This window comes from Asaia sp. HumB (assembly GCF_030263835.1).
Lineage (GTDB): Bacteria > Pseudomonadota > Alphaproteobacteria > Acetobacterales > Acetobacteraceae > Asaia > Asaia bogorensis.
Genome location: NZ_JARPML010000002.1, coordinates 439,547 through 453,091 on the forward strand (window position 1 = coordinate 439,547; position 13,545 = coordinate 453,091).

Annotated in this window: 12 protein-coding genes, 1 tRNA gene and 1 riboswitch; of the genes, 6 read left to right on the forward strand and 7 right to left on the reverse strand. The window is 60.8% G+C overall.

Translation table 11 applies throughout. The annotated features are described in order from the left end of the window. Nucleotides 1-80: 80 nt before the first annotated feature. The 6 genes from ybgC to secA form a co-directional block, all read right to left on the reverse strand. Nucleotides 81-494: a tol-pal system-associated acyl-CoA thioesterase gene (gene ybgC / locus P5689_RS03315; RefSeq protein WP_023978582.1), complete on the reverse strand. Its 414-nt coding sequence runs from the start codon at nucleotides 492-494 to the stop codon at nucleotides 81-83. Continuing rightward, complete coding sequence (gene ruvB / locus P5689_RS03320) at nucleotides 481-1,539, reverse strand: Holliday junction branch migration DNA helicase RuvB (RefSeq protein ID WP_035443911.1); 1,059 nt, start codon at nucleotides 1,537-1,539, stop codon at nucleotides 481-483. The genes ybgC and ruvB overlap by 14 nt, the downstream gene beginning before the upstream one ends. 55 nt (nucleotides 1,540-1,594) lie before the next feature. Then, nucleotides 1,595-2,200 (reverse strand): Holliday junction branch migration protein RuvA, encoded by a 606-nt coding sequence (gene ruvA, locus P5689_RS03325; protein ID WP_023978583.1) that lies wholly within the window; start codon nucleotides 2,198-2,200, stop codon nucleotides 1,595-1,597. A gap of 76 nt (nucleotides 2,201-2,276) precedes the next feature. Next, a complete protein-coding gene (ruvC, locus tag P5689_RS03330; RefSeq protein ID WP_122039817.1) occupies nucleotides 2,277-2,783 on the reverse strand; it encodes a crossover junction endodeoxyribonuclease RuvC in 507 nt (168 codons plus the stop codon). Beyond that, nucleotides 2,780-3,529, reverse strand: a complete 750-nt coding sequence (locus P5689_RS03335; protein ID WP_122050267.1) for a YebC/PmpR family DNA-binding transcriptional regulator — start codon at nucleotides 3,527-3,529, stop codon at nucleotides 2,780-2,782. Before P5689_RS03335 ends, ruvC begins: the two co-directional genes overlap by 4 nt. A gap of 36 nt (nucleotides 3,530-3,565) precedes the next feature. After that, nucleotides 3,566-6,313, reverse strand: coding sequence for a preprotein translocase subunit SecA (gene secA / locus P5689_RS03340; RefSeq protein WP_285532077.1), 2,748 nt, complete (start codon nucleotides 6,311-6,313; stop codon nucleotides 3,566-3,568). Between the two features lie 362 nt (nucleotides 6,314-6,675). On the opposite strand from secA, the gene P5689_RS03345 reads away from it, so the two are divergent. From P5689_RS03345 to P5689_RS03365, 5 genes are all read left to right on the forward strand, one after another. Continuing rightward, nucleotides 6,676-7,596, forward strand: coding sequence for a peptidylprolyl isomerase (locus tag P5689_RS03345; protein WP_023978587.1), 921 nt, complete (start codon nucleotides 6,676-6,678; stop codon nucleotides 7,594-7,596). Nucleotides 7,597-7,735: 139 nt separating this feature from the next. Then, nucleotides 7,736-8,971 (forward strand): bifunctional glutamate N-acetyltransferase/amino-acid acetyltransferase ArgJ, encoded by a 1,236-nt coding sequence (gene argJ, locus P5689_RS03350; RefSeq protein WP_285532078.1) that lies wholly within the window; start codon nucleotides 7,736-7,738, stop codon nucleotides 8,969-8,971. Between the two features lie 363 nt (nucleotides 8,972-9,334). Then, nucleotides 9,335-10,570 carry an NAD(P)/FAD-dependent oxidoreductase gene (locus P5689_RS03355; RefSeq protein ID WP_285532079.1) on the forward strand — a complete coding sequence of 412 codons (1,236 nt, stop codon included), beginning with the start codon at nucleotides 9,335-9,337 and terminating at the stop codon, nucleotides 10,568-10,570. Nucleotides 10,571-10,596: 26 nt separating this feature from the next. Continuing rightward, nucleotides 10,597-11,355, forward strand: a complete 759-nt coding sequence (locus tag P5689_RS03360; protein WP_408868529.1) for a 2OG-Fe dioxygenase family protein — start codon at nucleotides 10,597-10,599, stop codon at nucleotides 11,353-11,355. Nucleotides 11,356-11,414: 59 nt separating this feature from the next. Then, on the forward strand, nucleotides 11,415-11,978 hold the full coding sequence (locus P5689_RS03365; RefSeq protein ID WP_285532080.1) for a hypothetical protein: 564 nt from the start codon (nucleotides 11,415-11,417) through the stop codon (nucleotides 11,976-11,978). Nucleotides 11,979-12,004: 26 nt separating this feature from the next. Here the strand turns inward: P5689_RS03365 and P5689_RS03370 are convergent. Beyond that, a tRNA-Gly gene (locus P5689_RS03370) sits at nucleotides 12,005-12,078 on the reverse strand. 104 nt (nucleotides 12,079-12,182) lie between these two features. Next, nucleotides 12,183-12,262, forward strand: a riboswitch (SAM riboswitch). A 67-nt stretch (nucleotides 12,263-12,329) separates the two neighbouring features. On the opposite strand from P5689_RS03370, the gene metZ reads away from it, so the two are divergent. Beyond that, a complete protein-coding gene (gene metZ, locus P5689_RS03375; RefSeq protein ID WP_285532081.1) occupies nucleotides 12,330-13,517 on the forward strand; it encodes an O-succinylhomoserine sulfhydrylase in 1,188 nt (395 codons plus the stop codon). The last annotated feature ends 28 nt before the right edge of the window (nucleotides 13,518-13,545 follow it).

Consider the following 13,545-nt stretch of genomic DNA (forward strand, 5'->3'; position numbering starts at 1 on the left):
GTTCTGCATCACGCCTATACAGTGCATGCCTCATACGCGCCTATCCCGAATCGTCACGCATCATCACATGCCGCCTGTCCTCAGGTCTGGCTCGACAATGCCTCCAAGGATGCACGCCATCGCGGCGGAATTCGGGCAGGCCGCCCGGAATTCTGCATGATGCATGCCAGCTCGACTGTCAGCGTGGCGGCGTGCATGTCGCCACACGACACGATCTGACGCAACTGGCAACGTGCAGAGCCAACAGATTCAATCGTGGTTGTGATCTCTGCCCAGTCATCCAGGCGTAATGGGCGTAGATACTCAACCGTAAGCTTCGTTACGACAAAGACGAGACCCGTTTCTTCCTGCAACATCGAAACGGGTGTGCCTGACATACGCAGGGCCTCGGTTCGTGCCCGCTCGGCAAAGGCCAGATAGCGGGCGTGGTAAACAATTCCGCCCGCATCCGTATCTTCGTAATAGACACGATAACCGATCTTATGAACCTTCATCGCTCTCCCTCAACAGATCGAACTGTGCCTCACTGGCCGAGGCCGGCGCCGCAAGGCCGAGATGGGTCCAGCCACGCTCTCCAAGCATGCGCCCCCGCGAGGTGCGCAGCACAAGCCCTTCCTGAATCAGATAGGGCTCGATCACATCTTCTAGCGTGTCACGCGCCTCAGCCAGCGCCGCAGCCAGGGTCTCGACTCCGACAGGGCCACCATGATGATGCTCGGCAATGCGCTTGAGATAGCGCCTGTCCATGGCATCCAGCCCGACCGAATCGACTTCAAGCCTCGTGAGCGCGGCATCAGCCATCACGCGCGTGATCGCCCGGTCATGCGGCGCCCCCACAGCAGCGAAATCACGCACACGACGCAGGAGCCTGCCCGCAATACGCGGTGTCCCACGCGAGCGCCTCGCGATTTCCTCTGCCCCTTCCTCGGTCAGGTTCATGCCCAGCTTGGCGGCGCCACGGGACACGATCAGCCGCAGTTCCTCGGGCGTGTAGAACACGAGCCTCAGCGGGATACCGAAACGGTCGCGCAGCGGTGTCGCAAGCAGGCCAGCCCTCGTTGTGGCCGCAACCAGAGTGAAAGGCGCCAGATCGATACGCACAGAGCGGGCGGCCGGCCCCTCGCCGATAATCAGATCGAGCTGGAAATCCTCCATCGCCGGATAGAGCACTTCCTCGATGGCGGGTTGCAGACGATGAATCTCGTCGATGAACAGTACGTCATTGGGCTGCAGATTGGTCAGAATGGCTGCGAGATCACCGGCGCGCTGGATCACCGGCCCCGATGTGGCGCGGAACCCCACGCCAAGCTCGCGCGCCACAATCTGTGCCAGCGTGGTCTTGCCGAGGCCCGGTGGCCCGTGCAGCAGAACATGGTCCAGCGCCTCGCCCCGACTGCGGGCCGCCTGGATGAAAACGGACAGGTTTTCGCGGCTGGCCCGCTGCCCGGTGAAATCATCGAGCGTCTGGGGACGCAAACCGTGATCGGTATCTTCCATACGACGCTCGGGGGTCAGTGGGCCTCTATCCGTGTCATTCATGCTCTCGCCCCTGTTCCCCTGCTGCTGGTCTCATTTGACCGGGCCATGCCTTGCGTCATCGCGCCAGATCCTTGAGCGCCAGACGAATGACCTTGTCCAGCGTTGCCCCCTCATGCTCGACCAGAATGCGGCTGAGCACAGGCCAGGCCTCGGCGCGGCGGAAACCGAGACCGGCCAGTGCCTGCAACGCGTCACTTTCCACAGAGCCTGCATTGCCCGTGACGCTACGCCCGACCGCAGTCGCGCCGCCTGCGGGCATTTTGCCCACCTTGCTTTTGAGCTCTGTCACGATGCGCTCGGCCAGACGGGCACCAACGCCCGCCGCACGGGTCAGCGCCGCCTTGTCGCCAGCGCTGATGGACAGAACCAGATCGCCCGGTGTCGCCACAGAAAGAATGGCCAGCGCCACCTTGGCCCCGACACCCTGAACGGTGGTTAGCAGACGGAACCATTCCTGCTCATCCGAAGTCAGGAAGCCGAAAAGCTGGATTGCGTCCTCGCGCACCACGGTCTCGATGAGCAATCGTGTCTTTTCAGGGGCGGCAGGCAGATTCGCCAGAGTCCGGCTCGACGCCGAAACGAGATAGCCCACGCCATTGACGTCGAGAATACAGCGATCCGTATCCGTGCTTACCACGATACCTGTCAGTAGCCCGATCATGCCCACCTCACTTCACGCGTCATGGCACCCTGCCCCGAGTCCTGTTGTCTTGTTATCAATCAGGCTGCGAACCCGATCAGGCCATCCGTCTGCCAGACATGACCTGCCGCGCCGTCTCCCGATGATGGGCGTGGCAGATCGCCACCGCCAGCGCATCGGATGCATCCGCCTTGTGGATGACCGCACCCGGCAGCAGGCGCTTGACCATCATGGTCACCTGCTCCTTCGTGGCGGCCCCGGTGCCGACAACGGATTTCTTGACCATCATCGCGCCGTATTCCGCCACGGGGAGCCCTTCATAGGCCGGGGTCAGCAAGGCGACACCGCGCGCATAACCGAGCTTGAGTGTCGAAGCCCCGTTGCGGTTGACATATGTTTCCTCAACCGCCGCTTCGGCAGGCTGATAATCGCGTATCAGCTTCTGCAGGGCACCATGAAGCTCGCACAGGCGCAGCGGTACGGACTCGGCGCCATCCGTGGCAATCACGCCGGAGGCGACATGCTGCAACCGGTTGCCTTCGACATCAATCAGCCCCCAGCCCATGAAACGCAGGCCGGGATCGATACCGAGCAGACGGATCAAGCAGCGAGTGCCTGGGCAACGTCGTCGGGAATGTCGAAATTCGCATAGACGGCCTGGATGTCGTCATTGTCTTCCAGAACGTCGATGAGCTTGAGCACAGAACGTGCCTTTTCCTCATCCAGGGTCACGGTGTTTTCAGGGCGCCAGTCGAGCTTGGCCGAGCTCGGCTCGCCAAAACGTGCCTCGAGTGCATCACGCACCGCAAAGAGGTTTTCCATGGCGCAGGTGATCTCGTGGCCATCAGCCGTGAGCTCGGCATTATCGGCACCCGCCTCGATGGCCGCATCCAGCATGTCTTCCTCGGAAGCTGCGGCAACCGGGTAGGTCACGACCCCCAGACGCTGAAACATGAAGGACACCGAGTTGCTCTCGCCCATCGACCCGCCATGCTTGGAGAACGCAGCACGCACTTCGCTCGCGGTACGGTTGCGGTTATCCGTCAGCCCCTCGACGATCACGGCAACACCCGCCGGGCCATAGCCCTCGTAGCGGACTTCCACGTAATCCTCACCGCCACCGGCACCACTGGCCTTCTTGATGGCGCGCTCGACATTGTCCTTGGGCATGTTGGCTTCACGGGCCGCGATCATGGCGGCGCGCAGGCGCGGGTTGGATGACGGATCAGGCAGGCCCGAGCGCGCAGCAACCGTAATTTCACGCAGGATCTTCGCAAACTGCTTGGCACGCTTGGCGTCCTGCGCACCTTTGCGATGCATGATGTTCTTGAATTGCGAATGACCGGCCATCAGAGCCTCCTAAACCGTATGACTGTTCGTTCTTCTTCAGGCCAGACGGCCATGACAATGCTTGAATTTCTTGCCCGACCCGCACGGGCAGGGCGCATTGCGCGGGGTTTCCTGCGCATAGCTGCCCTCGGCCTCGGGCACATTCATGCCCATGGCTGCCGGGGCCTGGAACATCCCGCCCGGCTGCATGCCTACCTGCCGCGGCTCAAGCCCGGCCGATGAGGCCCCCTCATCGGAGGACGCAAAGATCTGCTGCCCCTCGAAACCGGCATGACCATCGAAACCGGGGAACGGATCGGCCTGCTGGACCACCTCGATGCGCGACATGGTCGAGGTGGCGCGGATACGCATGTCGTCCAGCATGGCGGTGAAGAGCTGGAAGGCTTCGTGCTTGTATTCGTTGAGCGGGTCACGCTGACCATAGGCGCGCAGGCCGATGCCCTGACGCAGCTGATCAAGCGCGTGAAGATGCTCTTTCCACACCCCGTCAAACGAGGTGAGCAGCACCTGCTTTTCGATATGACGCATGATCTCCGGGCCAATATTGGCCGAGCGTGCGGCCTGCGCCTGCGTGGCCGCCTCTTCCACACGCTGGATGATCAGATCGGCATCCATGCCGTCTTCCTTTGCCCATTCGCGAATCGGCAGGGTCAGGTTGAGCAGCGACTGCAGGTCGGCTTCGAGCGCCTCGCTTTCCCACTGTTCGGCAAAGGCCTTCTCGGGCACGCGGGCATGGACCATCTCTTCGATGCTCTGCTCGCGGAGTTCCTGCAGGATACCCGATACATCGTCCATCGCCATGTATTCGCGGCGCTGGGCATAAACCTCCTTGCGCTGATCGTTCATGACGTCGTCGTATTTCAGGACGTTCTTGCGCATGTCGAAATTGCGCGCTTCAACCTTCTTCTGGGCACGCTCAAGCGCCTTGTTCAGCCAGGGATGAACAATGGCCTCGCCTTCCTTCATGCCCAGCTTGGTCCAGAACGCGCCCATGCGCTCGCCGCCATAGATGCGCATCAGGTCGTCTTCGAGCGACAGGAAGAAGCGTGATGCCCCCGGATCACCCTGACGGCCGGAACGGCCACGCAGCTGGTTGTCGATACGGCGGCTTTCATGGCGCTCGGTACCGATCACATACAGGCCGCCAAGTTCCTTGACCTTGCCATGATTGACCGCGATTTCCTCACGCAGACGGAGGACCTCGGCTTCATGCGCTGCCTCATCCTCGATCTTCTCAAGGCTCTGGCGGATCAGCATATCCAAATTGCCGCCGAGTTTGATGTCCGTACCACGTCCCGCCATGTTGGTGGCAATGGTGATGGCGCCCGGCGCACCGGCCTGTGCGACGATCTGCGATTCCATTTCATGGAAGCGGGCGTTCAGCACGGAATGAGGGATTTTCTTGGAGCTGAGCAGGTTGGAGAGATGCTCGCTCTTTTCGATGGAGGTCGTCCCCACCAGCACCGGCTGCCCTGATTTTGCGACGTCCTGGATCAGGTTCGCTACAGCCTCGAACTTCTCGCGGGCCGTGATGTAGACCTCGTCGTCCGTATCCTTGCGCGCGACGGGGAGATTGGTGGGAATCTCGACCACATCGAGCTTATAGATCTCGGCAAACTCGTCAGCTTCGGTCATGGCCGTGCCGGTCATGCCCGAAAGCTTCGGATAGAGGCGGAAATAATTCTGGAAGGTGATCGAGGCCAGCGTCTGGTTCTCAGGCTGGATCTCGACGTGTTCCTTGGCCTCAAGTGCCTGATGCAACCCGTCGGAATAACGACGGCCATCCATCATGCGGCCTGTAAACTCGTCGATGATGACCACCTTGCCGCTACGGACGATATATTCGACATCGCGGGCGAAAAGTGTGTGGGCACGCAGGGATTGCTGGACGTGGTGCATGACGGCGATGTTGTGCACGTCATAAAGGCCGCCCTCATGCAGGACGCCGGCCTCACGCAGCATTTCCTCGACCATGTCTGAGCCCTGTTCGGTCAGGATGACCGTACGCAGCTTCTCGTCCCGCTCGAAGGCCTCGGGATGCTTGACGAGCTGAACCACCACGTCATCCACCCCGCGATACAGCTCGGAGCTGTCATCGGCAGGCCCGGAGATGATGAGCGGTGTACGCGCCTCATCGATCAGGATGGAATCCACCTCGTCGACGATCGCATGATAGAAAGGACGCTGGACCATTTCTTCCAGCGTGTACTTCATATTGTCGCGCAGATAATCGAAGCCGAATTCGTTGTTCGTGCCGTAAGTGATGTCCGACCCATAGGCAGCGCGGCGCTCATCGTCCGACAGATTGGGAATGATCACGCCCGTGGTCAGGCCGAGGAAGCTGTAGAGCTTGCTCATCTCCTCGGCATCGCGCTTGGCCAGATAGTCGTTCACCGTCACAACGTGCACGCCTTTGCCGGCCAGCGCACTGAGATAGACAGCAAGTGTCGCCACCAACGTCTTGCCTTCACCTGTGCGCATTTCAGCGATACGGCCGGAATGAAGCACCATGCCGCCCACGAGCTGAACGTCGAAATGACGCATGCCGAGCACACGGCGCGATGCCTCGCGGCACACGGCGAAGGCCTCGGGCATGATCTTGTCGAGGCTCTCACCTCCGGCGATACGGCCCTTGAATTCCTCGGTCTTTGCGCGCAGTGCATCATCGTCGAGAGCCTGAATGGCAGGCTCAAGCGCGTTGATTTCAGGCAGGCGCTTCTGATAGCCCTTCAGTGAGCGATCATTGGCGGTGCCGAACATGGCGCGGGCAATACGAGCGAACATGACTGTCCTTCTGGCGAACTGGTCCGCTAGAAGCAGGACCGCGAACTGGAGTGCGGATCATCCCGACCCGCCTGCACCGATGAATTCGCCCGGTTGAGAGGCGGCGATCGGTCAAGGCGGTCACGCGAAACATCCGCCGAAGCCGGATCGGGATTGTCCACGCGGGAAATGAGATAAGGCGCGCCCTTGCCCCGGTCAACCGAGCAGCATGGCGTTCAGCGTCGCTCAAAGCCCCGCAACGCACGTTTTCTTCATGAAGAGCGCTATCAAAACCCGATATCGCGCCCCTGTCGGCCTTGCCGAGCGCCCAAGCCTGCGCCATGCTGGACAAAGTTCCACGAGTTTTTCGAGGTTATTTCTCCATGCGGCTTACCCGCCCGGCCCTTTTCTGCGCCGCTCTCATCTCCGGCACGACTCTGGCGGCTCCGGCTTTCGCAGCCCCTGCGCCTGCCGCCCCGGCGAATGCGGCTCCGGCCGCTGCCCCGGCTGCCCCTGCCGATGCCAACCCGCTGATTGCCTCTGTCAATGGACAGAAGATCTATCTTGATGACGTCAAGCACGCTGCTGCCAGCCTGCCCCCGCAGGCGCGCCAGCTGCCGCCGAACACGCTGGTCAATATCCTGCTGAACCAGCTGGTCAGCCAGAAGGCCATTCAGATCGACGCACTCAAGGAAGGCCTCGACAAGAAGCCGGACGTGAAGGCCCAGATGCAGGATGCCGCCGACAACGCGCTGCAGAATGCCTATCTGCAGGAAAAGGTTGCGCCGCTGGTGACGGAAGACGCCATCAAGCAGGCCTATCAGGCGAATTACGCCTCCAAGAAGGGTGAGCAGGAAATTCATGCCCGCCATATTCTTGTGGCCGATGAAGCAACCGCGAAGGACGTGATCAAGCAGCTCGACAAGGGCGCGAAGTTCGAGGATCTCGCCAAGAAGCTTTCGACCGACAAGGGATCGGGCGCAAGCGGCGGTGATCTTGGCTGGTTCAAGAAAGACGACATGCTGCCGGAATTCTCGAAGGCCGCTTTCGCCATGAAGCCCGGCACGATCAGCCAGACCCCGGTCAAGACCCAGTATGGCTGGCACGTCATTCAGGTTCTGGCCTCGCGCGAAGCCCCTGTGCCGCCGCTGGACCAGGTGCATGACGAAATCCGTCAGCAGCTGATCCGTGACAACGTGCGCAAGATCGTCGATGACGCGCAGAAGAAGGTCAAGATCGTGCGCTACGACGCCCAGGGCAAGCCCATCAGCGATGCCCCGGTTGCAGCCCCGGCGAAGAAGTAATCGCCACATGGAGGTGAGCGCCTAACGCTCACTTTTCACTCAGAATTCCGGTCTTTTCGCCCCATTGCGGGGCGGGGGGCTGGACCTGAGCCCCAAGCCGTGCATCCTCTTTCCGACGTTTAAAGCTCGGAGACAGATCATGGCAAAAGCCCTCCCCCGCTCCCCCCTCGCCCAACCCCTGCCGCGCCTTCTGCCGGTGGCTGGTGTCAGGCTGGGCGCTGTTGCCGCGCAGATCCGCTACAGGGATCGCACTGACCTCATGATGATGGAGTTCGTGCCCGGCACAACGGCGGCGGGCGTGTTCACGCGCAGCAAATGCCCCGGCGCTCCCATCGACTGGAGCCGTGCAGCTCTGGCGCAGGGCAAGGCGCGTGCGCTGGTGGTTAATTCGGGCAATGCCAACGTCTTTACCGGCCGCGCGGGCGTGATCGCCACGCAAATCTCGGCGGCCGCCGCTGCGCGTGTCGTGCATTGTCCAGCAACAGAGGTATTTCTTGCCTCGACCGGCGTCATTGGCGAACCGCTTGATGCCGAGCGCATCAGTGATGCGATGCCTCAGCTCTATGAGGTGCTCTCGCCCGAAGGCTGGGAAGACGCCGCCCGCGCCATCATGACCACCGACACCTTTCCCAAGGCTGCCACAAGGCAGGTCGAGATCGGGGGCAAGACCGTCACCCTGCAGGGCATTGCCAAAGGCAGCGGCATGATCGCACCCGACATGGCCACCATGCTGGGCTTTGTGGTAACCGATGCCGCAATTTCCCATGATGTGCTGCAATCGCTCCTGCGCGAGGGCACAGAACGCAGCTTCAATGCCATTACGGTCGATTCCGACACATCAACGTCAGACATGGTGCTGGTTTTCGCCACGGCGCAGGCCGGTCATGACGAGATCACCTCCCTTACCGATCCGGCACTGGCGGCTTTCCGTGAAGCCCTCGATTCCCTGCTGCTCGAACTGGCCCTGATGGTCGTTCGTGACGGTGAAGGGGCAACGAAGATGTTCACGGTGCGTGTGAGCGGTGCCGTTTCAGACGAATCGGCCAAGAAGATCGCGCTCGCCGTTGGCAACTCCCCGCTGGTCAAGACGGCTATTGCCGGTGAGGACGCCAACTGGGGCCGCGTCGTCATGGCCGTAGGCAAAAGTGGTGAGCCAGCCAATCGCGACACACTCTCCGTCGCCATCGGCAATGTCTGGATCGCCCGACAGGGAACGGTTGTCGAAGGCTATGATGAAACCCCCGTGGTAGCCCATATGAAGGGTCAGGACATCGATATCCAGATCGATCTCGGGCTGGCCAATGGCCACGCACAGATCTGGAGCTGTGATCTGACTCACAGTTATATCGACATCAACGGCTCCTACCGGAGCTGAGCCACGACCGCTGGGCCCGCCAACCGGGCCCAGCATGGCGGCCTTCGCTCTAGCGGTCCTCTTCTGCGTGACCACTGGAGCCCGAGCGCTTAGGCGCTCCCCCCCCCTCTCCCGAATCCAGCGGACAGGCCTCTGTTCAACCGCGTCTGCGTCCATTCTCAGTGCCTGCGTGCGGCATTGCGCCTCATCCTTTTCTGATTTAGTACCGTGTTCGTCCTTTTTTGATCGCTGCGACGCATCTCGCGTCTGGACGACCGCGTTGATTGCTCCCACATTATGGGTTGAGAGCGAGACGCGCTCACAACAAGAGCAATCATATCAGTGTCGTAATTCCTGCCCGGACGACACTGCGGAGGAAACTTCATGGCTAATGGATTTCGCGTGGTCATCATCGGCGGCGGTGTTGCCGGGATGGAAACAGCGATGACCCTCGGTCGCGGCCGCCATCGCAACATCGAAACCACGCTGATCGACAAGGGCGCCGTCCATTACTGGAAACCCATGCTGCACGAATTTGCAGCAGGTACGGGTGAGGAAACGCGGGATTGTACGACCTTCGTGGAGGCCAGCCGCCGTTTCGGCTTCCGCTTCATCCAGAGTTCGCTGAGCAGCGTTGACCGTAAGAAGCACGAGATACGCCTCGCGAATGACGAGATCGTACCCTACGACATGCTGGTGGTCTCGCTTGGCTCGCGCTCGAATGATTTCGGCATTACGGGCGTTATGACCAATTGCACCTTTATCGACTCACTGCCCGATGCAAGCTCGTTCCATGAGAAATTCCGGGCAGCTTTCCGTGATGCCGCGGCCAGCAACCGCAAGCTTGAAGTCGGTATTGTCGGCGGTGGCGCAACCGGCACGCAGCTCGCCGCCGAATTGTGCAGCGCCATCGATCTCGCTCCCGGTTATGGCAAGGATGCAAGACGCAACGTGCTGCGCCTCTCCCTGATCGAGACGGGCAAGCGTATTCTCCCCGCCTTCCCCGAGCGCGTTTCGAACGATGCGCGCAAACAGCTCGAGGCTCTGGGCGTGTCCGTTCTGACCGAGGCCATGGTGACGTCAGTGGATGAGGAAGGGTTTCACCTCAAGGACGGGCGCGTCATCCCGGCCTCGCTGCGTGTATGGGCTGCCGGTGTGCGCGCCAGTGCTGCAACCGAACTGTTCGAGGGGCTCGAAATTGCCCGTGGCGGCCAGCTTGTCGTGAACCATCACATGCAGTCCACGAGCGACACGTCAATTTTTGCTCTCGGCGACTGCGCGCGTATCAACGACGCCCCGCTTCCCGCCACAGCGCAGGTTGCACGCCAGCAGGGTATCTATCTTGGCCGCGCCATACCGGTCATCGCTCAGGGCCGTGAGCCCTCGACATTTGTTTACCGTGACCGTGGTGCGGTCGTGTCTCTGGGAGACTATAACGGGTGGGGCATGGTTGGTGCCTCGACGAGTTTCGGTGGCGGCTTCCTGCGCGGCCTCGCCCCGAGATGGCTTCATGATCTGATCTTCCGTCAGCATCAGATTGGCGTCATGGGACTGGCCCGCGGAACAGCTGCCTTCCTCAAGGCTCATCTGAATCCGACCCGCCCTCGTCTGGACCAGTAACACCCGATCAACGGTAGTCTCGCTTCATGCCCCTGCAACGGTCACAGTCCCTCCCCCCCGCCGAGGCGCAACGCCTCGATGATATGGTCGCCACGCTGCAGGCGCGTGGCTTTGCCTTCGAGCGTGGGCCCGACATGCGCTCCTTCCTCAAGTCTTTCGGTTTCGAGGACTGGGCGCGCTTCGCCGAGAGCTGGAACCGGCTCGGGCTCGACCGGTACATGGCGGATGGCGGACGCTATCGCAAACGGCGTTACGCCACCTATGCCCTGGCGGGTGGGCGTATCGACCGCAAGCGTCATCAGCCCCACTATCAGAGCCGCGACTACAACCTGCTCAATGGCGGAATCGAACGCTGGTTTGGCCCCATAGAGGATGCCATAGCCTCTCATCCGGTCATGCTTTCCATTCTCAATGCCGCCCATCTTCTGGCATTACGTATGACGCCAGCCTCCACGCAACCCGACAGCTGGCATGCGGAAGTGCATCAGTTCCGTATCGAGGCTCAGGCTGGCAATCAGGGCCGCCCCACGCCGGAGGGAATGCATCGTGATGGTGTAGACTGGGTTTTCGTTCTGATGGTCAGTCGCGAAAATGTCGCTTCCGGCGTCACGACGATTCACGACGATCATCGTCAGGAAGTCGGTTCGTTTACGCTCGAGTCCCCCCTCGACACGGCTCTGGTCGATGACCATCGTGTGTACCACGGGGTCACCCCCGTCGAGCCAATCGACCCAGCCCGCCCGGCCTATCGTGATGTACTGGTCGTTACGCTCAGACATGCGTAATAAACCGGCGTGAAAAAACGGCCCCTGCGATTCGTGCGGGCAAAATGAAAGACAATCCGATGCGTTTTCGTGTGGTAGTGACGGGAATTGCCATCATGGGCCTTATAGCAGCACCAGTCTTGGCCCGGACGCATCAGAAGTCGGCCCCATCAGGCAATGGGCCGCATCCCGTCATTCTCACGGCGCAGCCTGGTACCAATCTCGATCAGGAGGCCCGTCAACTGAGTGCGGGCGATCTGGCGGATGCCGCCAAACATGATGATCAACCTGTCGTTCTGGTTGCCTCGGCACCACTCTCGACAGACCGGGGTGATATGGCACTTTTCGTACAGCTGCAATCCGCCCGTCTTTGCGGTTCGGCGGGCTGTTCCACTTCGGTCTATCTGCGTCACAAGGGTGGCTGGAAGCTTGTGCTCGACTCGGTAAGCGGGGCCATATCTGTCCTGCCGAGCCGTCACAACGGCATGCATGATCTGCTGATCGACAAGAATGATCGCTGGACCTGGAATGGAACAGCCTACCAGGATGGTGCGCCTGTCACGGCGCCGGCACCGCAAAAGGCGGACAAGGATAGTAAGGACAAGGGAGACGAGACCCCGAAGAAGAAACTTCTTCGCGGCTAGTCTCAGCACCCAGTTTTTCGGGAAATTGGAGCGGGTGAAGGGAATCGAACCCTCGTATGCAGCTTGGGAAGCTGCCGTTCTACCATTGAACTACACCCGCAACGGTGCCCCTTCTATCCCAGTCGCTTGCGCTATGCAATCGTCCCACTGCCGGTTGACGACAGACACTGCCTTTGCGCATAGTCACTACCGTGGTGCCGCACGCGGCAGAACCCTCGCGATTTGAACGGCCGGATTGCGGCGAGGCTAAACAACAGCGCTAAAGAGGCCCGGAACCAGTTTGGTTCCAGGTTTTCCACGGCCAGAATCGCACCCTTCGGATCACGGTGCATTTTGGAGCGTTTCCATCCCATGACTCAAAATAATTTCGGTCCCTCGACACGTCTGTTGCACGAGGATGTCAGCCGTACCGAACATGGCGAAACCAGCGAAGCCATCTTCCTCACCTCGGGGTTTGTCTATGACAGCGCCGAGCAGGCAGCCGCCACATTCACCGGCGACGTCACCCATTACCAGTATTCCCGCTTCGGTAATCCCACGACCGATGCCCTTCAGTCACGCCTGGCCCTGCTGGAAGAAGCCGAGGCCTGCATCGTGACAGCCAGTGGCATGGGGGCGGTCTCATCCGCCCTGCTGTCCCATCTGAAACAGGGCGACCGTGTGGTTGCGTCCCGCGCCCTGTTCGGCTCGTGCTACTGGATCGTGACCAATCTGCTGCCGCGCTACGGCATCGAGACTGTGCTTGTCGATGGCGATGACTGGGCCGGGTGGGAGGCAGCACTTTCGCAGCCAGCCGGTGCGGTGCTGATCGAAAGCCCCTCGAACCCGATGCTCGACGTGCTGGACATCGAACGCATTGCCGATCTCGCCCACGAGGCAGGCGCGTTGCTGATGGTCGATAACGTGTTTGCCTCACCGGTCGGGCAGAAGCCTCTGGCCCTTGGGGCCGACGTGGTTCTGTATTCCTGCACAAAGCATATCGATGGGCAGGGCCGCGTTCTTGGCGGCGCTGTTCTGGGCCGCAAGCAGTGGATTGAGGAAGTTCTCCAGCCCTTTACCCGCAATACAGGCAACGCCCTTTCACCGTTCAATGCATGGGTGCTGCTCAAAGGGCTCGAAACACTCCCTCTGCGCGTCAACGCCATGGCTCACAATGCCAGCGAAGTGGCAAAATTCCTCGAGAACCAGCCGGGTATTGCCCGTGTTGCCTATCCGGGCCTTGCCTCTCACCCCCAGCGCGCCCTGGTTGAAAAGCAGATGCTCAATGGCGGCTCACTGGTCGCTTTTGAAGTTGAAGGCGGCCGTGAGGCAGCGTTCCGCTTCCTCAATGCGTTTAGGCTGATTGCGATCTCCAACAATCTGGGCGATGCCCGGTCTCTCGCCACCCATCCCGCTACGACGACTCACTCCAAGGTCGATGCAGCCGAGCGCGCAAAACTCGGGATTACGGATGGCGCCATCCGTCTCTCGGTAGGGCTAGAAGACGCCAGCGACCTGATTGCAGATCTTCAGCGAGGGCTTGCTGCGCTCAAAGGCTGATTGCTTTCCAGCGCTTCATCGGCATACA

Coding starts and splice junctions, on each gene's coding strand:
- ybgC (WP_023978582.1), bottom strand. CDS start 494: ATGAAGGTTCATAAGATCGGTTATCGTGTCTATTACGAAGATACGGAT.
- ruvB (WP_035443911.1), bottom strand. CDS start 1,539: ATGAATGACACGGATAGAGGCCCACTGACCCCCGAGCGTCGTATGGAA.
- ruvA (WP_023978583.1), bottom strand. CDS start 2,200: ATGATCGGGCTACTGACAGGTATCGTGGTAAGCACGGATACGGATCGC.
- P5689_RS03335 (WP_122050267.1), bottom strand. CDS start 3,529: ATGGCCGGTCATTCGCAATTCAAGAACATCATGCATCGCAAAGGTGCG.
- secA (WP_285532077.1), bottom strand. CDS start 6,313: ATGTTCGCTCGTATTGCCCGCGCCATGTTCGGCACCGCCAATGATCGC.
- P5689_RS03345 (WP_023978587.1), top strand. CDS start 6,676: ATGCGGCTTACCCGCCCGGCCCTTTTCTGCGCCGCTCTCATCTCCGGC.
- argJ (WP_285532078.1), top strand. CDS start 7,736: ATGGCAAAAGCCCTCCCCCGCTCCCCCCTCGCCCAACCCCTGCCGCGC.
- P5689_RS03355 (WP_285532079.1), top strand. CDS start 9,335: ATGGCTAATGGATTTCGCGTGGTCATCATCGGCGGCGGTGTTGCCGGG.
- P5689_RS03360 (WP_408868529.1), top strand. CDS start 10,597: ATGCCCCTGCAACGGTCACAGTCCCTCCCCCCCGCCGAGGCGCAACGC.
- P5689_RS03365 (WP_285532080.1), top strand. CDS start 11,415: ATGCGTTTTCGTGTGGTAGTGACGGGAATTGCCATCATGGGCCTTATA.
- metZ (WP_285532081.1), top strand. CDS start 12,330: ATGACTCAAAATAATTTCGGTCCCTCGACACGTCTGTTGCACGAGGAT.